Source organism: Acinetobacter sp. RF15B (genome assembly GCF_007558235.1).
GTDB lineage: Bacteria > Pseudomonadota > Gammaproteobacteria > Pseudomonadales > Moraxellaceae > Acinetobacter > Acinetobacter lwoffii_C.
The window spans coordinates 192,041-216,042 of the sequence record NZ_VLSR01000003.1 but is presented as its reverse complement, the minus strand read 5'-3'; the positions used below and the strand labels follow the sequence as shown (position 1 = coordinate 216,042).

General features: G+C 43.7%; 20 protein-coding genes. 14 read left to right on the top strand and 6 right to left on the bottom strand.

All coding sequences use genetic code 11. The features are described 5' to 3' along the window. The first annotated feature begins 137 nt into the window (after positions 1-137). Positions 138-2,336: an OsmC domain/YcaO domain-containing protein gene (locus E2K74_RS03605; protein WP_151206342.1), complete on the top strand. Its 2,199-nt coding sequence runs from the start codon at positions 138-140 to the stop codon at positions 2,334-2,336. A 211-nt stretch (positions 2,337-2,547) separates the two neighbouring features. Here E2K74_RS03605 and E2K74_RS03600 read toward each other — a convergent pair whose 3' ends face one another. Next, a complete protein-coding gene (locus E2K74_RS03600) occupies positions 2,548-4,260 on the bottom strand; it encodes an electron transfer flavoprotein-ubiquinone oxidoreductase (protein WP_151206341.1) in 1,713 nt (570 codons plus the stop codon). A 198-nt stretch (positions 4,261-4,458) separates the two neighbouring features. Continuing rightward, positions 4,459-5,295: an IclR family transcriptional regulator gene (locus E2K74_RS03595; protein WP_151206339.1), complete on the bottom strand. Its 837-nt coding sequence runs from the start codon at positions 5,293-5,295 to the stop codon at positions 4,459-4,461. A 662-nt stretch (positions 5,296-5,957) separates the two neighbouring features. Between E2K74_RS03595 and E2K74_RS03590 the strand changes: the two genes are divergently transcribed. The 8 genes from E2K74_RS03590 to E2K74_RS03555 all read left to right on the top strand — a co-directional run bounded on the left by E2K74_RS03590 (position 5,958) and on the right by E2K74_RS03555 (position 13,367). Then, on the top strand, positions 5,958-7,112 hold the full coding sequence (locus E2K74_RS03590; protein ID WP_151203423.1) for an acyl-CoA dehydrogenase family protein: 1,155 nt from the start codon (positions 5,958-5,960) through the stop codon (positions 7,110-7,112). A 32-nt stretch (positions 7,113-7,144) separates the two neighbouring features. Beyond that, on the top strand, positions 7,145-8,344 hold the full coding sequence (locus E2K74_RS03585; protein ID WP_151206337.1) for an acyl-CoA dehydrogenase: 1,200 nt from the start codon (positions 7,145-7,147) through the stop codon (positions 8,342-8,344). 213 nt (positions 8,345-8,557) lie between these two features. After that, on the top strand, positions 8,558-9,838 hold the full coding sequence (locus E2K74_RS03580) for an MFS transporter (protein ID WP_151206335.1): 1,281 nt from the start codon (positions 8,558-8,560) through the stop codon (positions 9,836-9,838). Positions 9,839-9,889: 51 nt separating this feature from the next. Further along, entirely contained in the window at positions 9,890-10,558 is a 669-nt protein-coding gene (locus tag E2K74_RS03575) for a 3-oxoacid CoA-transferase subunit A (RefSeq protein WP_151203117.1), read from the top strand. Beyond that, positions 10,558-11,214: a 3-oxoacid CoA-transferase subunit B gene (locus E2K74_RS03570; protein ID WP_151206333.1), complete on the top strand. Its 657-nt coding sequence runs from the start codon at positions 10,558-10,560 to the stop codon at positions 11,212-11,214. The genes E2K74_RS03575 and E2K74_RS03570 overlap by 1 nt, the downstream gene beginning before the upstream one ends. Positions 11,215-11,284: 70 nt before the next feature. Continuing rightward, positions 11,285-12,721: an NAD-dependent succinate-semialdehyde dehydrogenase gene (locus E2K74_RS03565; protein ID WP_151206331.1), complete on the top strand. Its 1,437-nt coding sequence runs from the start codon at positions 11,285-11,287 to the stop codon at positions 12,719-12,721. A 117-nt stretch (positions 12,722-12,838) separates the two neighbouring features. Beyond that, positions 12,839-13,048, top strand: coding sequence for an alcohol dehydrogenase catalytic domain-containing protein (locus E2K74_RS15115; protein WP_151206379.1), 210 nt, complete (start codon positions 12,839-12,841; stop codon positions 13,046-13,048). Beyond that, complete coding sequence (locus E2K74_RS03555) at positions 13,008-13,367, top strand: alcohol dehydrogenase catalytic domain-containing protein (protein WP_151206329.1); 360 nt, start codon at positions 13,008-13,010, stop codon at positions 13,365-13,367. The genes E2K74_RS15115 and E2K74_RS03555 overlap by 41 nt, the downstream gene beginning before the upstream one ends. 2 nt (positions 13,368-13,369) lie before the next feature. On the opposite strand, the gene E2K74_RS03550 is transcribed toward E2K74_RS03555, so the two are convergent. From E2K74_RS03550 to E2K74_RS03540, 3 genes are all read right to left on the bottom strand, one after another. Further along, positions 13,370-14,569, bottom strand: coding sequence for an MFS transporter (locus E2K74_RS03550; RefSeq protein WP_151206327.1), 1,200 nt, complete (start codon positions 14,567-14,569; stop codon positions 13,370-13,372). 17 nt (positions 14,570-14,586) lie between these two features. Continuing rightward, entirely contained in the window at positions 14,587-15,852 is a 1,266-nt protein-coding gene (locus tag E2K74_RS03545) for a DcaP family trimeric outer membrane transporter (protein ID WP_151206325.1), read from the bottom strand. A gap of 214 nt (positions 15,853-16,066) precedes the next feature. Further along, complete coding sequence (locus E2K74_RS03540) at positions 16,067-17,365, bottom strand: MFS transporter (protein WP_151203111.1); 1,299 nt, start codon at positions 17,363-17,365, stop codon at positions 16,067-16,069. Between the two features lie 450 nt (positions 17,366-17,815). Here E2K74_RS03540 and E2K74_RS03535 point away from each other — a divergent pair, with 450 nt between their 5' ends. The 3 genes from E2K74_RS03535 to E2K74_RS03525 are packed head-to-tail and all read left to right on the top strand — an operon-like array spanning position 17,816 to position 21,349. After that, entirely contained in the window at positions 17,816-18,589 is a 774-nt protein-coding gene (locus E2K74_RS03535; protein WP_151206323.1) for an enoyl-CoA hydratase, read from the top strand. Positions 18,590-18,591: 2 nt separating this feature from the next. Beyond that, complete coding sequence (locus tag E2K74_RS03530; RefSeq protein WP_151206321.1) at positions 18,592-20,112, top strand: 3-hydroxyacyl-CoA dehydrogenase; 1,521 nt, start codon at positions 18,592-18,594, stop codon at positions 20,110-20,112. A gap of 25 nt (positions 20,113-20,137) precedes the next feature. Further along, the gene (locus E2K74_RS03525) at positions 20,138-21,349 is read left to right on the top strand and encodes a 3-oxoadipyl-CoA thiolase (protein ID WP_151203108.1); all 1,212 of its coding nucleotides are present in this window, start codon (positions 20,138-20,140) and stop codon (positions 21,347-21,349) included. 408 nt (positions 21,350-21,757) lie between these two features. Here E2K74_RS03525 and E2K74_RS03520 read toward each other — a convergent pair whose 3' ends face one another. Further along, positions 21,758-22,195 (bottom strand): PaaI family thioesterase, encoded by a 438-nt coding sequence (locus E2K74_RS03520; RefSeq protein ID WP_151206319.1) that lies wholly within the window; start codon positions 22,193-22,195, stop codon positions 21,758-21,760. Between the two features lie 110 nt (positions 22,196-22,305). Between E2K74_RS03520 and E2K74_RS03515 the strand changes: the two genes are divergently transcribed. Beyond that, positions 22,306-23,061: a class II aldolase/adducin family protein gene (locus E2K74_RS03515; protein ID WP_151206317.1), complete on the top strand. Its 756-nt coding sequence runs from the start codon at positions 22,306-22,308 to the stop codon at positions 23,059-23,061. Beyond that, the gene (locus tag E2K74_RS03510; protein WP_151206315.1) at positions 23,058-23,981 is read left to right on the top strand and encodes a 2-hydroxyacid dehydrogenase; all 924 of its coding nucleotides are present in this window, start codon (positions 23,058-23,060) and stop codon (positions 23,979-23,981) included. The genes E2K74_RS03515 and E2K74_RS03510 overlap by 4 nt, the downstream gene beginning before the upstream one ends. Positions 23,982-24,002: the final 21 nt, after the last annotated feature.

Below are 24,002 nucleotides of genomic sequence, written 5' to 3'. Positions count from 1 at the left end.
TCTAAACCAGAGATGCAGATGTCTCATGCTGACCATTTTCTATTTTTCATTCAAGTTCTCCTCTGTGATCCGGCTTGTATATTCAGATTTAGCATCTTATTTGTCCATGACGGCACATAAGAATATTAGGTATCCACATGGAAATTAAGGTCAATTATCTCAATAATCTTCGCCAGGAAGCCAAGTTTGATGACTTCACGGTAATCGCTGATCAGCCGATCCGTTATAAGGGTGATGGCTCAGCGCCGGGTCCATTCGATTATTTCCTGGCCTCATCGGCACTTTGTGCTGCTTATTTTGTGAAAGTGTACTGCGCGGCGCGGAATATTCCGACTGACAATATCCGCCTGTCACAAAACAATATTGTCGATCCGGAAAACCGCTATAAACAGATTTTTAAAATTCAGATTGAACTGCCGACCGATATTTCTGACAAAGATCGCCAAGGTATTTTACGTTCAATTGACCGCTGTACGGTAAAAAAAGTCATTCAAACCGGCCCTGAATTTATCATTGAAGAAGTGGAAAGCATTGATGCCGATGCTCAAGCCTTATTGATGCCAAGTCTGGCTTCTGACCATACAACGTTCATTGCGGGTAAAGACCTGCCGCTGGAAGAAACTATTGCCAATATGTCTGCCATTCTGGCCGGTCTGGGCATGAAGATTGAAATTGCATCTTGGCGCAATATTGTGCCGAATGTCTGGTCATTGCATATTCGTGATGCGCAGTCGCCAATGTGCTTTACCAATGGTAAGGGATCGACCAAGGAAAGCGCACTGGCGTCAGCATTGGGTGAATTCATTGAACGTCTCAACTGTAACTTTTTCTACAATGACCAGTTCTGGGGTGAGGAAATTGCCAATGCCGAATTTGTGCATTATCCCGACGAGAAGTGGTTCCAGCCAGGTCCGAATGGCGAACTACCTGTAGAAATTTTAGATGAACATACCCGTGAAATTTATGATCCTGAAGATGAGCTTTTAGGCATCCATCTTTATGATACCAACTCCGGGAATATGGCACGTGGTATCTGTTCATTGCCATTTGTGCGACAGTCTGATGGTGAAACCGTATATTTTCCATCCAATCTGATTGAAAACCTGTATTTAAGTAATGGTATGAGCGCAGGCAATACCTTGGCTGAAGCTCAAGTTCAGTGCCTGTCTGAAATCTTTGAACGTGCGGTTAAACGTGAAATTCTGCAAGGGGAATTGGCCCTGCCGGATGTGCCGGAACATGTATTGGCAAAATATCCAAAAATTGTGGCAGGTATTCAAGCTTTAGAGGAACAAGGTTTCCCGGTACTGGTAAAAGATGCGTCTTTAGGCGGTCAGTTCCCGGTAATGAGTGTGACCTTGATGAATCCGCGCACGGGTGGGGTATTTGCTTCATTTGGGGCTCATCCAAACTTTGAAGTAGCTTTAGAACGTAGCCTGACCGAGCTGTTACAAGGTCGTAGTTTTGAAGGCTTAAATGATCTGCCACAACCCACTTTCAGCAGCAATGCCGTGACTGAGCCGAATAACTTTGTCGAGCATTTTATTGACTCCAGCGGTGTAGTGTCTTGGCGTTTCTTTAGCGCAAAGTCAGATTATGATTTTGTCGAATGGGACTTTACCAATAATGGCCAAAACTCGAATGCGGATGAAGCCCAGGCATTATTCAGCATTCTGGAAGATATGGGGCATGAAGTATATATGGCCATCTACCAGCATCTTGGTGCAACGGCTTGCCGTATTCTGGTGCCGGGTTATTCGGAAGTGTATCTGGTTGAAGATCTGGTCTGGGATAATACCAACAAGGCCTTGCAGTACCGTGAAGACATTCTCAACCTGCATCGTCTGGATAATGAACAACTGGAGGCGCTAGTAGAGCGTCTGGAAGAGTGTGAGCTGGATGACTATACCGAAATCCGCACCTTAATCGGGATTGAGTTTGATGAAAATACCGAATGGGGCCAGTTAACGATTCTGGAACTGAAATTGCTGATTTATCTGGCGCTACAGCAGTTTGAAGAAGCCAAAGATCTGGTGGAGCAGTTCCTGCAATACAATACCAATACGGTTGAACGCGGTCTGTTCTACCAGTGCATGAATGTGGTGCTTGAAGTTATTCTCGATGATGAACTGGAACTGGAAGACTACGCCTATAACTTCCGCCGTATGTTTGGTGATGCCCATATGGATGCAGTTATGGATTCAGTCGAGGGGACGGTACGTTTCCATGGCCTAAGCGAAACCAATATGCAGCTTAAAGGACTAGATCGTCATTTACGTCTGATCGAAAGTTACAAGAAACTGCATGCAGCCCGTGCCAAGTTTGTAGCGAGTTAAATCATGAATCTTGAAAATGGTTTAGGGGCGCGCGCTAAGCCATTTTTTGAGCGTCATCGATAGCGGTTGAAAGCATGTTTTGTGATTTATTAATCCCAGCTCCCTGGGGAACTGGGATTACCTAAAAAATTAAAGTGAAGTGTTAACAATAACGGCTTCAAGGTTGGGTATATGAATAAAAGGAACATGCCTTTTATTCACCAGAATTACCTTACATATTTGGATAATTCGGACCACCGCCACCTTCCGGTGTTACCCAGGTGATATTCTGGGATGGATCTTTGATATCACAGGTCTTGCAGTGTACACAGTTGGCTGCATTAATCTGGAAGCGTTTTGAACCATCATCATTTTCCATGATTTCATACACACCAGCCGGGCAGTAGCGTTGAGCTGGCTCATCCCATTTTGGCAGGTTGACTTCTACCGGAATTGAAGCATCGGTCAGCTTTAAATGCGCAGGCTGGTTTTCTTCATGCACGGTATTCGATACAAACACTGAAGACAGACGGTCAAAAGTCAGCTTGCCATCCGGTTTTGGATAGTTCGGCTTGAAGTTCACTGCATCAACAGTTTTCAGCGTCTTAAAGTCGGGCACCAGGTCATGTAAAGTGAAGGGTACTTTAAACACGTTCTGGTCGATAAAGTTAAAGGCGCCACCCATCCATTGACCGAACTTGTGCATTGCCGGGCCAAAGTTACGCGCATTGTAGAGTTCTTCTTTTAGCCAGCTGTTGTTGAACTTCTCGGTATAGGCAGTCAGCTCTTTGATGAAGAAATCTTCACCTTCGCTCACACGGGCAATCGCCAGATCACCACCTTTTTCTACACCGGCCTGGATTGCTTCAAATACCGCTTCACCGCAAAGCATGCCGGATTTCATTGCCGTATGTGAGCCTTTGATCTTGGCAAAGTTCAGGAAGCCTGCATCATCACCGATTAAAGAGCCACCTGGGAAGGTGAATTTCGGCAGCGAGTTAAAACCGCCTTTGGTCACAGCTCGTGCGCCATAAGAAATCCGCTTGCCACCTTCCAGATACTGTTTGATTAAAGGATGGGTTTTCCAGCGCTGCATTTCCATAAATGGATACATATGCGGATTGGTATAGGACAGATCCACGATCATGCCCAAAGTCACCTGATTGTTTTCAGCATGGTATAACCACCAGCCGCCTGAAGAAGCGGTTTCATTTAAAGGCCAGCCGGCCCCGTGCATCACCAGACCTGGCTTATGTTTGGCCGGATCAATTTCCCAAAGCTCTTTAATGCCGATCCCGTAGTGCTGTGGATCAGCATCTTTATCCAGATTGAATTTTTGAATCAGGCGTTTACCTAAATGACCACGGCAACCTTCAGCAAAGATGGTATATTTGGCATGCAGCTCATAGCCCGGGGTAAAGTTATGCGTCGGTTCGCCATCTTTGCCAATGCCCATGTCACCGGTTTGAATACCTTTGACCGTGCCATCTTCATGGTAGAGAATTTCAGCAGCTGCAAAGCCCGGGAAAATGGAGACTTCCAGCTCTTCGGCTTTCTGGCCTAACCAGCGCACCACGTTGCCGAGGGAAATGACATAGTTGCCATCATTATGCATGGTTTTTGGCACCATCCAGTGCGGAGCCTGTTTGGAGGTGGTTTCAGACAGCAGGAAGAACGTCTTGTCTTCAGTGACTGGCACATGAAGAGGCGCTCCCTGTTCTTTCCAGTCAGGGAAGAGTTCATTGATGGCACGAGGTTCGATAATTGCACCGGACAGGATGTGGGCACCGACTTCGGAGCCTTTCTCTACGACACAAACGGACAGATCGTTCAGGTTGTTTTCAATTGCAAGTTGACGGATTTTAATTGCCGCAGAAAGACCCGCAGGGCCTGCACCTACGATGACTACGTCAAATTCCATCGACTCTCGAGTAATATCTTCCATAATCTAAAACCTAAGGTTGTTATACGATAATGATGCTTGCACACTGTCCAGACTAATTTAGTAAAACTTTATTTTATAAAGCAAAGAAGTGAAACAAGCCGCTTCCACAAAACAAATTTCATGATCAAAAAAATAGCGGTTAGATCTGTAAAAAAATAGAGAATGAGGGATATCACTCTCTATTTCAAACCCAACAACTCAAATATTATTCAAGCTTAACGCAATATTATTGACCATATGAATGAGGCGAGGGCCAATTTCATTTTCCAGCTTTTCCTGATCCAGAATGTAGCTTGGAGCACCACAGTTAAAGGTTAAAATGCCATGTTTAGGGTGAATCAGAGGAACCGCGACAGAATTCACATCTTTGGTCCAGTCACCGATAGAAAGACAATAGCCATAGTCCTGATAATCGCGAATCGCCCGTTCCAGATTACGTTTAATGGTCGGCCACTGATCTTCATTGCGCTTTTTAATGGCATCAAATAAATACTCACGTTCTTTTACCTCCATTGCCGCAAGACAGGCACGTCCCATGGCACTGCTATGGATCGGTAAAGTTGAACCGACTGGACGGCGCATGGTTAACGTAGAATCGGTATGAATCACTTCCAGATAAATCATATTCAGACGGTCACGGGTCGCCATGGCAACTGGAGCCTGTGCATAGCGTGACATTTCTTCCATAAATGGATAAGCCTGAGTACGCGCAGAAATATTACTAAGCGCAGCATAACCCAAGGCGAGAACACCTACATCCAGCAGATACTTGGTGGTATTTGGCAGTTGTTTTAGATAACCTAAAGAAACCAGAGTGCTGGTAATCCGGGCCACGGTTGGTTTAGGCAGATTGGTCAGCTGAGCAATTTCCTGGTTACCCAGTAATTGATTGGTTGCGGAAAAACATCTTAAAATCTCTAGCCCACGTGCAATAGATGCAATGAATTGTGGATTATTTTCTCGATGAATATGTGAAATCGGATCTAAGCGAATTTCATCAAAGTTGGGAGTTTCGCCAGTTTTATTTTTTGTCATAGTCACAGCAATTGAAATAAAATTAATGAATATAATAGCAACTAAATTTCACCATACAAAATAAAACACTTCCATTAAAGGTAGAATACCTTAAAAATACCAAAATCTATCTGTAGGTGTGCCAATTGCTACTATCAAAATAAAGACAATATAAAATCATCTGTTTAAATTTAAAGATAAGTATTAAAAAATAAGATTAAGCGCGCCTTTGTACCTCTCTACAACACTGGAATGGGGCAAAATAGTCCAGTTTCACGGTCCTTGTGGTCATACTATTATTTCACTCGATCAGTATTTGTTAAACCCTATGTTGAATAAAATAAAAATACAACTAATCAGCTAATTAAGAATATCCTTTTTCAACACAGGAAAATATTCTTTTATGATCATTCAGTTGGTTTTAATTTAAGTATTGAATCGATATCGAATGATCTGAGTCTACCGTCCCAACCTATCCACACTTAGATATATTTCGCATTGTGAAACTTAATTCTAAGTAAAAAAACAGTTTAAATCTATAAAAATTTCATTTTTTGCTTAAAAAATAATTTTTTTCATAATTAAGCTTGCTCAAACAACTTTTTTATGGTTATTTATTTCGCAATGCGAAACAAAAATAAGGGTAAAGGAATTTACTCACATTATATGATAGGGAGAACTCCATGATTCGTGATCCAGAAATGCTTGATCAGCTTTTATCAACCATTCGCAATTTTGTTAAAAATGAACTTATGCCACTTGAGCATGAAGTTGAAGAGAATAATGCCATCCCTGAGCATATTGTGGAGCAAATGAAAGAACTCGGCCTATTTGGTCTAACCATTCCAGAAGAATACGGTGGCTTAGGCATTACCATGGAAGAAGAAATTCTGGTGGCGATGGAACTGGGCCAAACTTCTGCCGCTTTCCGCTCTTTAATTGGCACCAATAATGGTATTGGTTCAAGCGGTATTATTATTGATGGTACGGAAAAGCAGAAGCAGAAGTATTTACCACGTTATGCAACCGGCGAAATCATTGGTTCTTTTTGTCTGACTGAGCCTGATTCTGGTTCAGATGCAGCATCTTTAAAAACCAGTGCGGTTAAAGAGGGTGATTACTACGTTTTAAATGGAACCAAACGTTTTATTACCAATGCACCGCGTGCAAACACTTTCACAGTCATGGCGCGTACCAATCCTGAAATTAAAGGGGCCAGTGGTATTTCAGCTTTCTTGGTGGAAGCAGGCACACCCGGGCTAAGCCTAGGCAAAATTGATAAAAAAATGGGTCAGCATGGTTCATATACCTGTGATGTTATTTTTGATAACTGCAAGGTACATCAAGACCAGCTGATTGGCGGTGTAGAAGGCATTGGCTTTAAAACTGCAATGCGCGTATTAGATAAAGGCCGTTTGCATATTGCTGGCTATAGCGTGGGTATGGCAGAACGTATGCTTGAAGATGCTCTCAATTATGCAGTTGAACGCAAGCAGTTTGGCCAATCAATTGCCAACTTCCAGCTCATCCAGGGCATGCTGGCAGATTCTAAAGCTGAGATTTATGCAGCGAAATGTATGGTTCTAGATGCGGCTCGTCTGCGTGATGAAGGCAAAAATGTGACCACTGAATCTTCATGCGCAAAAATGTTTGCCACTGAAATGTGTGGTCGTGTAGCGGATCGCTGTCTGCAAATTCATGGCGGCGCGGGCTATATCAGTGAATATTCAATTGAACGCTTCTACCGCGATGTACGCCTGTTCCGTTTATATGAAGGAACGACTCAAATCCAGCAAATCATTATCGCACGTGAAATGATTAAACAAGCGACCGCTTAAGCAGCAGATTTTGGAATATTGGACATATTGAAATGAGCACAAGAACTAGATTTGACTGGCAAGATCCATTTTTACTGGAACAGCAGTTGACTGAAGAAGAACGTATGATTCGGGACAGCGCACAGGCTTATTGTCAAGACAAGCTGATGCCGCGTGTGCTCGAGCAGTTCCGTCATGAAAAAACCGATCCGGCTATTTTTCGTGAGATGGGCGAGCTTGGTCTGTTGGGTCCCACCATTCCTGAGCAATATGGCGGTGCGGGTTTAAATTATGTCAGCTATGGCCTGATTGCCCGTGAAGTGGAGCGTGTAGATTCCGGTTACCGTTCCATGGCCAGCGTACAAAGCTCTCTGGTGATGGTGCCGATCAATGAATTCGGGTCTGAAGAGCAGAAACAGAAATATTTACCGAAACTGGCTTCGGGTGAATACATTGGCTGTTTTGGTCTGACCGAGCCGGATCATGGTTCTGATCCAGGTAGCATGATCACGCGTGCCAAGAAAGTCGAGGGTGGTTACCGTCTGACAGGTGCGAAAATGTGGATTACCAACAGTCCGATTGCCGATGTATTTGTGGTCTGGGCCAAAGAAGTCTCAGCGGAGGGTAATGTCGGTGATATTCGCGGCTTTATTCTAGAAAAAGGCTGGGAAGGGCTGTCTGCACCAGCAATTCACGGCAAAGTCGGTCTGCGTGCTTCGATTACCGGTGAAATCGTGATGGATAATGTCTTTGTGCCAGAAGAAAATGCATTTCCGGAAATTCGCGGATTACGTGGTCCATTTACCTGCCTGAACAGTGCACGCTATGGTATTGCCTGGGGTGCAATGGGCGCAGCTGAATTTTGCTGGCATACCGCCCATCAGTACACCATGGACCGTAAACAGTTTGGCCGTCCACTGGCTGCCAATCAGTTGATCCAGAAGAAGCTGGCGAACATGCAAACTGAAATTGCTTTGGGCCTGCAAGTGGCTTTACGTTTTGGCCGAATGAAAGATGAAGGCATTGCTTCAGTGGAAGGGACTTCACTGATCAAGCGTAATAACTGTGGTAAAGCGCTGGAGATTGCGCGTCTTGCACGTGACATGCTGGGCGGGAACGGCATTTCTGATGAGTTTGGCGTCGCCCGTCATCTGGTGAACCTTGAAGTGGTGAATACCTATGAAGGCACACATGATGTACATGCCTTGATTTTGGGCCGGGCTCAAACAGGCATTGCCGCATTCTGCAATTAAATAAGGATTAACTTCTAGCCAGCATTGCTGGCTAGTTTGTTTTGGCTGACTTTAACTCAAGTCACCCCATCTGGCTCTGGGATAGTTTTTAAAAAATCTAGCGAAGAGCAGCATTAACGGTTAATCCAATATTCTATGTTTCATTTAAATCATGAGGTGAAGCATGGACATTTTAAAGGCACAGGAGTGCTGAAAAAAAGCATAAAGGACATTATGAATACGATCAGCTCGCAACAACACCATCTACCAGAAGAAAATGCACCTCAGAAAAAGGTCTGGATTCTGGCCTTTATCTTTTCATTTCTGGCATTACTGGTAGATGGTGCAGATATCGCATTACTGGCTTATAGCCTGACCAGCCTTAAACAGGAATTTTCACTCAGCAGCATTCAGGCCGGTGCATTAGGTAGCTGGACCTTGGCGGGTATGGCCATTGGCGGCTTCTTTGGTGGCTGGGCCTGTGACCGTTTCGGACGGGTACGCGTCATTGTCGTTGCGCTCGTCCTGTTTTCTTCACTGACATTCTGGTTAGGCTTTACCCAAAGCTATGATGAATTTAAATGGTTAAGATTTTGCTCATCAATCGGTTTGGGAGCTTTATATATTGCCTGTAATACCTTGATGGCTGAATACGTTCCAACAAAATATCGTTCTACTATCCTTGCGGCTTTAATGACAGGCTGGACGCTAGGTTCAGTCGTGGCCACGGTATTAGCAGGATGGCTGTTACCAGAATTTGGCTGGCGTTATCTTTACTACATCGCCATTATTCCAATTGTCCTGGCGTTTGCAATGTTTTTTCTGGTTCCTGAACCTCAGGCATGGATTAAAGCACGTCAAGAACGACTGGCAGCCAAAGCCAGCGGTGTAGTGCAGGAAAAGCCAAAAAACACCTTCAAAATGATCTTTGCAGATGCTTTAAGTCGTCGCATGTTCATCCTCTGGTCTTTCAGCACCGCATTTTTACAGTTTGGTTATTACGGTGTGAGTAACTGGTTACCAGCTTATCTGGAATCTGATCTGGGCATCAAGTTCAAAGAAATGACCATGTATATGATCGGAACTTTCCTGATCATGATCTGTACCAAAATCATTGCTGGCTATATTGCCGATAAGATTGGTCGTCGTGCCGTGTTCGCCTTTGGCACCATGGGAACCGCCATCTTTATTCCCGTGATTGTCTTTGGTAATACACCGGACAATATCTTATGGCTGATGCTGTTTTTCGGATTTCTGTACGGTATTCCCTACGGTATTAACGCCACTTATATGACGGAAAGTTTCTCTACCAAAGTTCGCGGTACTGCGGTAGGTGGCGCTTATAACGTCGGACGTCTGGGCGCAGTCTTGGCACCGTTGACCATTGGCTATTTTGCACAGGGTGGCTCGATAGGCACAGGATTACTGATTATGGGGGTGGCCTATTTCATCTGTGGTCTGATCCCGGCGATCTTTATTAAAGACCGTTTATATGACCCTCAAAAAGCCGATTAATTAAATAGATCCAATATTTTAAAAGACAGGAATATGCTAGGAAGCAATTGCATGAATAAAATTACACAGGACATCGAAACTATACTCAAGCAGATTCCAGACGGCGCACATATTATGACCAGTGGCTTCGGTCTGGCAGGCCAGCCAGTTGAACTGATTGAAGCGCTGATTGATATCGGTCCTAAAGACTTAACCATCATTAATAATAATGCTGCTTCTGGTGACAGAGGTCTAACCAATCTGTTGTTATCTGGGCTGGTCCAGAAAATGATCTGTTCATTTCCTCGTGCCAATAATTCCAAAGTATTTGAAGAGCTGTATAAAGCTGGAAAAGTAGAGCTAGAACTGGTTCCACAAGGGAATTTAGCTTGCCGAATTCAGGCCGCAGGTGCAGGCTTAGGTGCTATTTTCACCCCGACAGGTTTCGGTACCAAGATTGCTGAAGGTAAAGAAACTCGTCACATTAATGGCAAGGACTATGTACTGGAATATCCAATTCATGCCGATTATGCCTTGGTTTATGGTAATCAGGCTGATCAGTGGGGCAACTTAACCTACCGTAAAGCAGCGCGAAACTTTGGTCCGTTAATGGCAAAAGCAGCCGACATTACCATCGCTCAGGTACATGAAATTGTAGAGCTAGGCGAGCTTGATCCAGAGATTATTGTGACGCCAGGTATTTTTGTGCAGCATGTGGTAAAGGTAGGAGATATCAAATAATGACGATTCAAAAACGTACACGTGAACAGATTGTAGAAAAAGTTGCCTACGATATTCCGACCGGTTCTTATGTCAATCTGGGTATTGGCTTACCGACACGTGTTGCTGGTTATTTAAAGCCTGAGCAAGATATTATCCTGCATTCTGAAAATGGTGTTCTGGGTTTTACCGCTTTAACCGATCCTGAACTTGCTGATGATGATTTGATCAATGCGGGTAAAGAACTGGTCTGCATGTTGGATGGCGGCAGTTTTATGAACTCTGCCGACTCCTTCGATATTATGCGTGGTGGCCATTTAGATTTCTGTATTATGGGCGCCTTTCAGGTTGCGGTGAATGGTGATCTGGCCAACTGGCATACAGGGGCTCTGGATGCAGTCCCAGCAGTAGGTGGGGCGATGGATCTGGCTGTCGGTGCACGCTGTGTCTATGTCTGTATGGAACATGTCACTAAAAATGGCGAACCACGGATTGTGGAAGAGCTGACCTATCCAATTACTGGGAAAAACTGCGTTGACCGTATTTATACCGATCTATGCATCATTGAGCTTAAAGATAATCAGGCTTTGGTGCTAGAGATAGTCGACGGCTTAAGTTTTGAAGAGCTACAGCAAAAAACCGGTTGTACCTTAATTGATGCACGAATAAAACTATAATATTCATTTAAAATAATATAAGTAAAATGAGAAGCAACGGGAAGCTGCTTCTATTACTATAGGAAAGAATATGTATCAAAACACACAATTGTATATTGCTGGTCAATGGCGTGACACTATTCAACAACAAACGCTTGCAGTTATTAATCCGGCCAATGAAAAAGTAATTGGCCAAGTAGCCAAAGCCTCCCTTGATGATGTTGAAGATGCAGTCCAAGCTGCTCAGTCCGGTTTTGAAATCTGGAAAAACACCCCAGCACAACAACGCGCTAAAATCATGCAAAAGGCTGCCTTTTTATTAAGAGAACGGGCAGCACACATTGCAGAGTTGATGAGCTTGGAGCAGGGCAAGCCGCTAAAACAGGCCAAAATGGAAGTTTTGTCTGCTGCAGACATCATCGAATGGTTTTCAGGTGAAGCCATTCGTAGTTATGGGCAAGTTATTCCGTCAAGACAAACCAATGTACATAGCTATACGATTAAAACACCGGTGGGTATTGTGGCTGCCTTTACGCCGTGGAACTTTCCTATTAATCAAGTCGTGCGTAAATTATCTGCTGCAGTCGCAGCCGGCTGTGCCATTATTGTCAAAGGACCTGAAGAGACGCCAGCTTCACCAGCCCAGCTTGTACAGGCTTTTCATGATGCCGGTATGCCTGCTGGTGTGATTAATTTGATTTATGGTGAACCTGCTGAAATTTCCGAATATCTGATCCCTCATCCTGCGATTCAAAAAATATCATTTACTGGCTCGACAGTCGTCGGTAAACAATTGGCAGCTCTTGCAGGTCAGTATATGAAAAAAACCACCATGGAGCTGGGCGGTCATGCACCTGTATTGATTTTTAAAGATGCTAATCTAGATCTCGCAGCAAAGGAAATGGCTGCAGCAAAATTTCGAAATGCAGGTCAAGTCTGTATAGCGCCGACACGGTTTTTAATTGAGAAAGCGGTGTATGAAGATTTCGTTGAAAAATTAAAAAATGAAGTTAGCCAGCTAAAAGTCGGTCATGGTCTAGATGACAATGTAGACGTTGGTCCGATGATTCATGAAAGGGCTTATCAGAATATCCAGAAAACTATTCAGAATGCGCTTCAAGCAGGTGCGGAATTAGTATGTGGGGGTCAGACACTTGAAGGCCCAGGCTACTTTATTGAACCGACTATTTTAAAGAATGTACCGCTAACAGCAGCTTGTATGGATCAAGAGCCTTTTGGTCCACTTGCCTTATGTATTCCTTTTGAATCATATGATGAGGCGGTAACAGAAGCAAATCGCTTGAATTATGGACTAGCTGCATATGCCTACACAGAGAGTAACAGCACGTGTCTCAATTTAGCACGTGATATCGCAAGTGGTATGTTGACAATCAACCATGTCGGACTAGGATTCCCGGAATTACCTTTTGGCGGTATTAAAGATTCCGGCTATGGAACTGAAGGTGGTGGTGAAGCCATTGAAGCATATCTGGATACGCGTCTGGTAACAGTCGCTTCCCGTCGTTAAGGAAGAGGAGATAAGTCAGCACAAGAAGTGCGTGACTTATCTAAGGTGAAATAAAAAAATAGGGAATAAATAATGCAATATTATTGTGCTAATGAACATGGTACGCCTTTAGAGTAAATTGAAAGAAAAACTCCACAACCACAAGGTACTGAAGTTCTGATTAAAGTCCAAGCTATTGGTTTATGTCGGACCAACTTACATTTATGGGATGGTTATTATGACTTAAGCGGTGATAAACGCTTGGTTTTAGCGGATCTTGGGGTCAAACCACCGATGATCTTAATTCATGAAAGCAGGGGAAATCGTTGCAGCTGGCGATCAGGTTGATGACCTTCAGTTAGGTATGCAAGCTGTTGTTCATCCCTGGATTAGCTGGGGTGAATGCCTATATTGCCAAATAGACAAAGAAAAAAAGAAAATGAGTACTGTTCAAGAACTACGAGCTTTGGTGGAATTGATTGTGCAGACCAGAATGTCACATATCCCTATACAAAAATGCTTAATTCATGAGAGCATCCAAGCCTTTGTAGATTTACAGCAAGGCAAAGTGACTAGGCGCCTTAACCCATTAATTGAAAATCATCAGCCTGCGCATGAATGCCCCATTTACTGGGGCATTTTAAATGAGAATTATATATTGGGGTAATGTTAAGGCGGTGATGGGTTGTCAGCTAAATTATGTTCCCGGCTTAAGTCATAGCGATTAATACTAAAGATGAGCAAGGCAAAGACAAAGCCCAATGCAACACAGGCTGACCAGCCATAAATTTTCCATAGGTTTAGCGATAGAAATGCCCCAATCCCAGCACCTGAAAAATAGCAGGTCATATAGATCGCGTTAATACGAGAACGGGCTTGCACCGAGATGCGGTACACCAGATTCTGGTTTAAGACATGTAGTGAAGAAATTCCAAAATAAGCAGGAATTAATCCAATGATATATATCCATAAATAGCTTTGCGCAAAAAATAGCGGAATCCAGGCTAGAATTAAACTAGTTGTAGCAAGTTGTGCAATCCATTTTTCCCGATGCCGGCCAATCATTTTGCCAGTCCATTGCGATGACCAAATGCCGACAATTCCAACAATTCCCATTAAGCCAATCTGGAAATCATTAAAATGATAGGGTGCTTCTGCCAATACAAAGGTCATGGTGGTAAAAATAATACTGAGCATACCAAAACCCAGCCCCCCAATGATGCTACGCCGAATCAGCATTGGTTCAGTTTTGGCAAAAGTAAATAATGAGCGATAAATTTGTAAGATGCTCATCTGTAGCTGGCTTTTCGCTTTAGGTAGCTGATACCACATCACGATACTCAGCATCAGAATAGAACAGCCACTCAATAGGTAGACTGCATGCCACGACCAAACGGTAGAAATCAGTCCTGATACAGTTCGGGCAAATAGAATACCGACGAGAACACCACTCATCAGCAGACCCACCACTTCAGCACTTTTTTCTCGCTGAGACAGATTAGCAGCAAAAGGGATCAGAATCTGCGTGGTAATCGAACAAAAAGAAGCCAGCAGGGTAAAACCATATAGCATATGCAGATTGGTACTGGCAGAAAGCCCGATTAGCGCTAAACCGGTACAAAACATCAAACTACAGATATACAACCGTTTTTCAAATAAATCGCCTAGTGGCACAAACAAAAAAAGCCCAGTGGCATAACCAATCTGGGTTAGAACGACAGTCCAGCCAGACTGCGCCACACTGATATGCAAATCTTCTGCAATAGAATAAATTAACGGCTGGTTAAAATAGTTACAACCCGCGCAAAGTGCGCAGGTCATAGCCATCATAAACATAAATTTTCTTGAAATTTGCCCTTGGGCTGACATCCTTGTCTCCTGAGGCTTTAGAAACTATAAGTCGCTGATAAGTTCACACGAGAAATATCCGCTTCTCGATTATCAAAAGTTTCACGTTTGCCATGGTGATATTCTGCGCCCAAGTTAACCTTTGGAACTGGAGAATAAATCACGTTAGCCACATAATCCGTTAAACGTTTATTGGTTTCTGGATTGGCTTTTGCATAATCGCTGGAATCATCAAAATCAACCATGCTGGCATTAATGTTACTACGTAGTTTTGGGGTGAATTTATGCGTGAAGCCAATATTTAAACTATTAAACTCATTCAGCAACAGTTCATTATTAAGAAGATCGACTGAATAGTCACCCCCCCAGTTAGCGCCATCGCTTGTTGAGCCTTGAGTTAAGAAAGATGCAATACGCTGGTCACCGACTATATGAAAATAATTACCCTGAATTGAGTTTTGATCGTCAAAACGGTAACGACCACCCACACCCACACCCCAACCGACTTTTTCGATATCACCTGTATCTGTTTGTGCCTGTTTTTGATTGACAAAGCCTTGAGCTAGTAAATGAACAGGACCCGATTGATGAACATATTTAGTGGTCAAAGCAGGCAAGGCAGAAGAACGATCGCCACCGGCCATATATTCCAGCCCAACATTCCAAGTGTTTTCTTGATCAAGTTTAAAAGCGTAGCTCACTTGAGGAGTACGTAGTACCGATCCACCCAAGAACAAGCTGTAATCGACTGCTTCCGTACTAATTTCCGGTGTAGACATCAATGACCAAGCCTGACCAAAGGTCCAGTTATAGTATTTTAAATGTGCATGACGAATACGTAATCCTCCATCACCTTTACCACTGTTGGTCCAGAAATCGGCCTCCAGACGTGCGGAAATATTCGGGTTTCCACCGAGATCTTTAGCCAGAAAACCTATGCGGCTAGCGGCTGCAGTAAAATCGGAACGGACTGAATCAGGTTCAGTAAAAGGCACTTTATTGATCTGGTTAATAGTACGGCCACGAGCTTCTGGCGTACTCTTAAAATCAATAGCACCATCCAGACGGATCATTCCATACACATCCACATTGTCCATTATACTGCTTAAACTTTTGGATTCCGCTGTTTTAGACTGTTCCTGTTGTACTTTTAAAGCAAGCTGCGACTGTTTCTGCTGTTCCAATTCAGACTGAATCTGTTTGAGCTGAGCTTCTAGAAACTGGATACGGTCTTCAGATACTTCTGCTGAAAATACGGTTCCTGATGCAATCCCACACAATGTGGCTAAAACTAATTTTTTCATTTTCGTCCCTAATATTTTTTGAATCCTGTATGAAAGAAAATCTTTCTATTTCCACTCTCCATCCTGAGAGAAATAAGTCTATGATTAATAGAGTTTTATCTAAATATTAAAAGTTGCAGATAACTGTTTACTTCAACTGCTTTGGCTTATCTTCTGTCCTCTTTACTCTGGGCTTTGAGTAAGGCAGCATTTAAACTGCCTTATCGTCCCCAGGTTATTCTGCTTTTTGCGGATCGTATAAACGGTCTTTAATGAACAGGGCAGGAATCAAACCACACAGGAAGTAAGCCGCACCCATGACCATCAAGCCTGTACCAATCGAACCTTGCATCGCCAGATAGCCAATAGTAATTGGGGCGAAGATTGCGCCGATACGACCGATGTTGAATGCACCACCGACGGCTGTTCCACGAACTCCTGTCGGGAAGCTTTCAGTTAAGTACGTTGCATTAATGGCATATGGAATACCGTACAGGAAACCGAAGATCAGCATCAGTACACCAATGTTGTCTGCGGTATGCATATAAACCACGACAGGAATAAACAGAGCCGTTCCCATGGTGCCGAAAGCGAAAACAATACGGCGGCCAATTTTGTCAGCAACATAACCGGCAATGATTTTGGCAAATATCATGGTGATAAATGTACCCACCATATACAGCGCCATTTCTTTAAACTTGATGCCTAATTCAGCTTCAAGATAGCTTGGTAGCCAGTTACTGACACCGAAATAACCGAATAACAGGAAACCGGAGCTGAAAGACCATAAGATGAACATCTTGCCATGGGTCTTGTCCTTAAGAATGGTGATATATGGATTGCCTTTTTTTGCGTTATTATCCACGATTTGACCGGTTCTTTTCATTTCACGGACACGCTTCCATGATTCCGGCTCTGGCACCATAAAGTGCATCAGAATACCTAAAACTAATGGCGCAATCGTGATCCAGTACAGCATACGCCAGCCGAATTCAGGGATAATCCAGCCTGAAAGCATAGTGATGACTAGAGAACCCAAAGTAAAACCGGTCATTAATGTCGCTAATACCGTAGTACGATATTTGGTCGGTACGTATTCTGACATTAGGGTATTACAGGCAATATATAAGCAGCCTAAACCCAAGCAGGACAGGGTACGTAAAATTGCGAATTCAGTATAAGACTGAGCAAAGCCTGAATAGGCAGACAAGATTGAGAAGGCAATGGTCGCTAATACGATGACACGTACGCGACCAAACTTGTCACAGGCCCATCCACCGACAAAGCCACCAATTCCCATACCCAAAAGAGAATAACTTCCCAAAGCACCCGCCTGTACAGAAGTCAGACCCCATTCCGCTTTCAAACTGGTCAAACTGAAAGCCAGAATACCAATATCTGCACCGTCACAGAGTAAAATCAAAAAAGCAAAGACAAAGGCTGTCATCCACAGGCGTTTAGGGGCCTGTTTGACGGTGCCGTCGGAGGAAACATCCGTTTTACTATCCTCGGTTACGATGGTATCGCTTGTCATTCTTATATCCTCTATAAATTAAAAGTAGCATTTCCTCTGCTACCGCTAAATCCATTTTCCTTCCTCTCGGAAAAGCATTTCCCTAATCTAAGGTCTAAGCTCCTGTTCGCATTAGTCCTGTGACGATCAGGTTAAATCTGATTTTTTTCATTTCAACCTAGGTGATAACTCACTGAAAAGTGATCAATCCATGTGAAATAAACTAATTTTTAGTTTTATTTCTGGTTGAAATTTATATAAATGAACAACCACAATCAGCTATGATTAGTTAATTCCGTATTGCGAAATCAATTAATCATAAAATAACCAACTGAACAAGAGTTTTTACTCTATTTTTAGTAAAAAATAACTTTTTTGAATTTTTGAGTTAAAAATTCTTGATTTATAGACTTAGAAACCGTAGTTTTATATAAAATAAAATTTCGCTATACAAAATAAATGGAGATTTTAATGGAACAGGTGGTTCAAGTAGAGCAAATCTCAGCACATGTGGCGATGGTCAAGATCCATCGACCAGAAGCAAAAAATGCTTTGAATACAGAAGTGCGCCAGAAACTGGCTGCAGCTTTTCTACAACTCAATGATGACGAAAATATTCGGGCCATTATTCTTACTGGCGGTGAAACAGATTTTGCAGCAGGGGCCGATCTAAGGGAATTAGCTACCGCTGAAACCATCCAGATGATGCAACGTCGTACTGAACGTTACTGGCAAGCGATTGCGCAGTGTTCAAAACCGGTGATTGCAGCTGTAAATGGATATGCACTGGGGGGTGGATGTGAACTGGCGATGCATGCAGACATTATCATTGCTGGAAAAAGTGCCCAGTTCGGTCAACCTGAAGTGAAAGTTGGCGTGATGCCGGGTGCAGGTGGGACTCAACGTTTATTCCGTGCAGTAGGCAAATTCCATGCCATGCGTATCATCATGACCGGTTGTCTGGTACCGGCACCGGAAGCTTATCAAATTGGTCTGGTGTCCCAGGTGACTGAAGACAGTGAAACCCTTGCTACAGCAATCAAGATGGCAGAAGGGTTGGCAAAAATGCCGCCAATTGCCTTGGAGCAAATAAAGGAAGTGGCTTTATTGGCCGAAGATGTGCCGCTCAATGCCGGACTTACTCTGGAACGTAAGTCTTTCCAGATGCTGTTTTCTTCAGAAGATCAAAAAGAAGGTATGCAGGCCTTTATCGAAAAACGTAAACCGAATTATCAGGGACGATAAGCATGAGTATTCAAATTCAGAAAATCGGGATTATTGGCGTCGGTACCATGGGTGCAGGCATTGCCCAGATCGCCATTCAGTCTGGTCATGACGTAATACTGTTTGATGCCAAAGAAGGGGCAGCTGAACAGGCACAGGATAAACTGGCCAAAACATTAAATACCTTGGCAGATAAAGGTAAATTCAGCCACGAAAAAGCAGCTGAAGATATTGCTCATTTATCAATCGCACAGCAGCTAGAAGACTTGAAAGATTGTGATCTGATTGTTGAGGCGATTATTGAGAATCTGGAAATCAAACAAAAGCTGATGCAGCAACTAGAAGACATTGTGAAACCAGAAGCCATTCTGGCATCCAATACCTCTTCATTGTCGATTAGTGCAATCGCTGCCAACTGTAAGCAGCCAGAACGTGTTGCCGGTTATCACTTCTTTAATCCGGTACCACTCATGAAAGTGGTTGAAGTAATTGAAGGCTTTAATACCCGTGCTGACATTATTGAAGCATTAACCCAGCTTTCTACAAAAATGGGTCATCGTCCGGTCAAAGCTAAAGATACGCCAGGGTTTATCATTAACCATGCCGGCCGTGCTTTTGGTAGCGAAGCCTATGCAATTCTGAATGAAAATGTCACACCATTTTATGAGATTGACCGGATTTACCGCGATGGGATCGGTTTTAAAATGGGACCTTTTGAGCTAGGTGATCTGACCGGTATGGATGTATCGCATCCGGTGAGTGAATCGATTTATCAGCAGTATTATGAAGAAGCACGTTACCGTCCAAGTGTGATTACCCGTCAGCGCTTTATTGCCAAACAGCTCGGTCGTAAAACCGGTAAAGGCTTCTATGATTACACTTCAGGTAGCAAAGTAGGTGATGTGGCTCCAACACTGGTTGAAAAACTCGATCAATATCCAGCAGTCTGGCTAGGCACAGAATATAGTGAAGATCGTCAGGCGCTTGAGCAATATCTGCAACAGTTCAATATTCAGATCGAGCAAACTGAGACACCTTCAGCAGAGGCTTTAATCCTGATTGCCACTTATGGTGAAGATGCAACTTCAGCCGCTGTCCGCTATCAGGTAGCGCCTCAACAAGTGGTGTGTATCGACCTACTGTATGGGCTGAATAAACACCGCACCTTAATGCCAACTTTTGTGACCAAGTCTGAACTGACCCAAGCGGCTCAATCGATTTTCAATCTGGATGGTGTGACTGCGAGTGTAATTCAGGAAAGCGTTGGCTTTGTGGCTCAACGTGCTTTGGCAATGATTGTGAATCTCGGCTGTGATATTGCCCAGCAAGGCGTCGCGACAGTTGAAGACATCAATGTTGCGGTAAAACTAGGCCTCGGTTATCCGCATGGCCCAATTGAATGGGGCGATGTCTTAGGTGCTGAAAAAATCCTGAAAATTCTGGACCGCATGACTGCGATTACCCGTGACCAGCGTTACCGTCCAAGTCCTTGGTTGCGTCGCCGTGTTCAGCTCAGTCTACCTCTTGTTCATACTACACATTAATTAGAAAGTTAAAGGAATAACACTCATGTTAAATGCTTATATTTATGATGGTTTACGTTCTCCAATCGGTCGCCATGCAGGAAGCTTGGCAACTGTACGTCCAGATGATCTGGCAGCAACGGTCATTAAGAACCTGTTAGAAAAAACTGGTATTCCGGCAGCAGATGTAGAAGATGTAATCTTTGGGAGTACCAATCAGGCCGGTGAAGACAGCCGTAACGTGGCTCGTTTTGCTGCACTGCTTGCCGGTATGCCGGTGACGGTTCCGGGTCAAACTGTCAACCGGCTTTGTGCTTCAGGCTTGGGTGCTGTGATTGATTCGGCACGTGCCATTACTGCAGGCGAAGGCGAACTGTACATTGCTGGTGGCGTAGAAAGCATGACCCGCGCTCCTTTAGTGATGGGCAAAGCAGAAAGTGCTTATTCACGTGACGCTAAAATATATGACACCACGATTGGTACACGTTTCCCGAACCGTAAATTCACGGATCAGTTTGGCGCGCACAGCATGCCTGAAACAGGTGATAACGTGGCTGAAGAATTCGGTATTAGCCGTGAACAGGCTGACACCTTTGCCGCTGCATCACAGGCAAAATATCAGGCAGCGAAAGCAGCAGGTTTCTTTGAAGGTGAAATTACCCCGATTGAAGTTTCTCAAGGACGCAAATTGCCGCCTAAACAAGTCACTGAGGATGAGCATCCACGTGCATCTTCAACATTTGAAGCTTTATCCAAGTTGAAACCGCTTTTTGAAGGCGGTGTAGTGACTGCGGGTAATGCATCAGGTATCAATGACGGCGCTGCAGCACTGATTGTCGGCAGTGAAAAAGTTCAGGAACAGTACGGCTTAAAACCTTTAGCACGTATTCTGTCTTCTGCAGCTGCTGGCATTGAGCCACGCATCATGGGGGCTGGCCCAATTGAAGCGATTAAAAAGGCAGTACAACGTGCTGGTTTGACGCTAGACGACATGGATATCATCGAGATTAATGAAGCCTTTGCCAGTCAGGTATTATCTTGCCTGAAAGGTCTGGATGTCGCTTTGGATGATCCGCGTGTCAATCCAAATGGTGGTGCGATTGCCATTGGTCATCCACTGGGCTGTTCGGGTGCGCGTTTGGCTTTGACCGTTGCACGTCAGTTACAGCGTACCGGTAAAAAATATGCCGTGATTAGTCTGTGTATTGGTTTAGGTCAAGGTCTGGCGATGGTGATTGAGAATCCTGAAGCTGCTTAACAACTTTAGTCATCGTATTAATGCCATGTATAGATAATATACATGGCATTTTTTATTGGGATTTTTATATTTAAATAAAAAATACAACAAAGATTTGGTGAGTATTAGAGCTCTTGTTAAATCAAACTTAAATTCTCTACGCTACTTTTGTTTCGGCAAAATGAGAAGCGAAGCTTCGCAAGAAAACCATCTTGCAGAGCAATGCTCCAAACTGCAAAACTCGTCCAAAACCATAAATAATCAGATATATCGTAGAAACTATTATTTTACAAAGTAGCCCTGTCTCAAACAGTTGCGGATGACGTTCTCGCGTATCAAATAACCTCATAAGTTTAAAAAAGGAAATGTCAGCCAACTTATTAATTGGCTGACATTTGCACAGGTTTTAAGGATCTTTATTACTGATGGTCAAGTTCTGTTGGTAACCAATAAAGTCGCTGAACCAAATGCATAAACTTTACCTTCTTTATCGATAATTCTGCCTTCTGAGGTCAGTACATTACGACCAATGCGAATCACTTCACCAATAGCTGTATAGGTTTCGCCGCTTTTCATTGCTTTCAGCATTTTCACATTCAGGTCAATGGTCGAAAAACTGACACCTGCATCTACTGTCGTATGCACCGCAGCACCAGTCGTACTATCTAATACCGTTGCACAAAAGCCACCATGAATGCCGCCTTGTAAATTGAAATGACGATGATCCGGGCGCACTTCATATTCCACATAGTTTTCACGCACCACACTCAGGCGCATGGGAATAATTTCACTCATGGCTGAACTGGGAATTTCCCCATTCTTAATTGCGGTGAGATATTCGAGTCCATTTAATTGTGATGTGGGCATATCCACTCCTTGTAATGATTTATTTCGTCTTATGAAATAATATTCTGTTTTTCTGAAATTATGATATAACAGATAGTGATCGAAATGCTATATTTTTCCAGGATGGAATCATGACAATAAAAACTCTCGTTACAGATGCTGAATGGCAGGCACGCTGTGAACTTGCAGCGCTTTATCGCATTATCGCGCATTACCGGATGACTGACCTGATTGATACCCACATCAGCCTAAGAGTCCCAGATCAACCAGACTGTTTTCTGATTAATCAATATGGTGTCGCATTTGAAAAAATGCGTGCCTCAACGCTGGTGAAGATTAATCATGAAGGACAGGTGGTAGAAAGCTATGAACAAGACAAGCCAGTCAATATGGCCGGCTTCGTGATTCACTCCGCAATTCATGAGGCGCATGCTCATCTGAATTGTGTTATTCATACGCATACCGCAGATGGAATTGCCGTGTCTGCACAGAAGCACGGTCTTCTGCCCATTTCCCAGCATGCGCTGAAATTTTATCAGCAGGTGGCATATCACGAATATGAAGGCGTTGCACTTTCTACTGATGAGCAGGAGCGTCTGATTCAGGACTTGGGCAGTCATCGCGCCATGATTTTACGTAATCATGGCCTATTAACGGCTGGCGAAACCATGGCACGGGCCTTTCACGAAATTTATTTCCTGGAGCGCGCCTGTCAGGCACAGGTGAAGGCCTTAAGTGGCGGTGCAGAATTGCACTATCCAGCTGAAGAAGTCCGCATTAAAACTGCTCAACAGTTCGCCAGTCCTTTAGTTGAACCGATTTTACAGCGTGCCTGGCAGGCCGCGTTATCCCTGATTGAGCATCAATATACGGAGTATGCATCATGATTGTGATATCCAGTACTGTTCCGAATATTGAAGCCATTTTGGTCAAGTCTTTTCAGAAATATGCACCGGTTGGGAGTTTCTGTACAGTGGACAGCCCGGAAGCAGAGCAGGCGACTACAGCAGCCTCTTGGTTTCCAGATATGGAGAAATTGAATCAGCTTCCAAAAATTGGCCTGATCCATTCGATTGCTGCCGGGGTCGAGCATTTAAACTTGAGTGAAATACGACCGGATCAAGCCGTGTGCCGGGTACTCGATCCTCATCATCAAAAGGGCATGTTTGATTATCTGCTTTGGGGTGTGCTGTATTTTCAGCGTTATTTTGACCGCATGATCCAGCAACAAAAGCAGCAGCTCTGGAAGCAGCATCGTCAAAGTTATAGCCATCATATCCAGATCGGGATTATGGGACTGGGACATATGGGTGGATACGTAGCAGAATGCTTTGCTGACATGGGCTATCAAGTCTGTGGTTGGTCTAATTCCCCAAAAGACATTAATCAAGTTAAAAGCTATGTAGGGCAAGAACAACTTTCCGAATTCCTGGCTCAAACTCAGATTCTGATTAACCTGCTACCACTTACCGAAGAAAATACCGGCATTCTTTCTGCTGAATTATTTCAGCAACTGCCTGAGCAGGCAGCTCTCATTCATGTCGGGCGTGGCCAGCATTTAATTGAACAGGATTTATTGGATGCACTGGATTCTAGTCATCTGCGTGGTGCGATTGTTGATGTCTTTGAGCAAGAGCCATTACCTGCCGAGCATCCATTCTGGCAGCATGAAAAGATCGTTGTTACACCACATGTCGCCTCACATGCGCCCATGTCTGTGGTGGTGGAACAGATTCTGGAAAATGACCGCCGTTTCAAGCAGGGTTTGGAGTTGTACCATCAGGTAGATGTCAACAAAGGTTATTAAGGATACAGATAAAAATAAGGA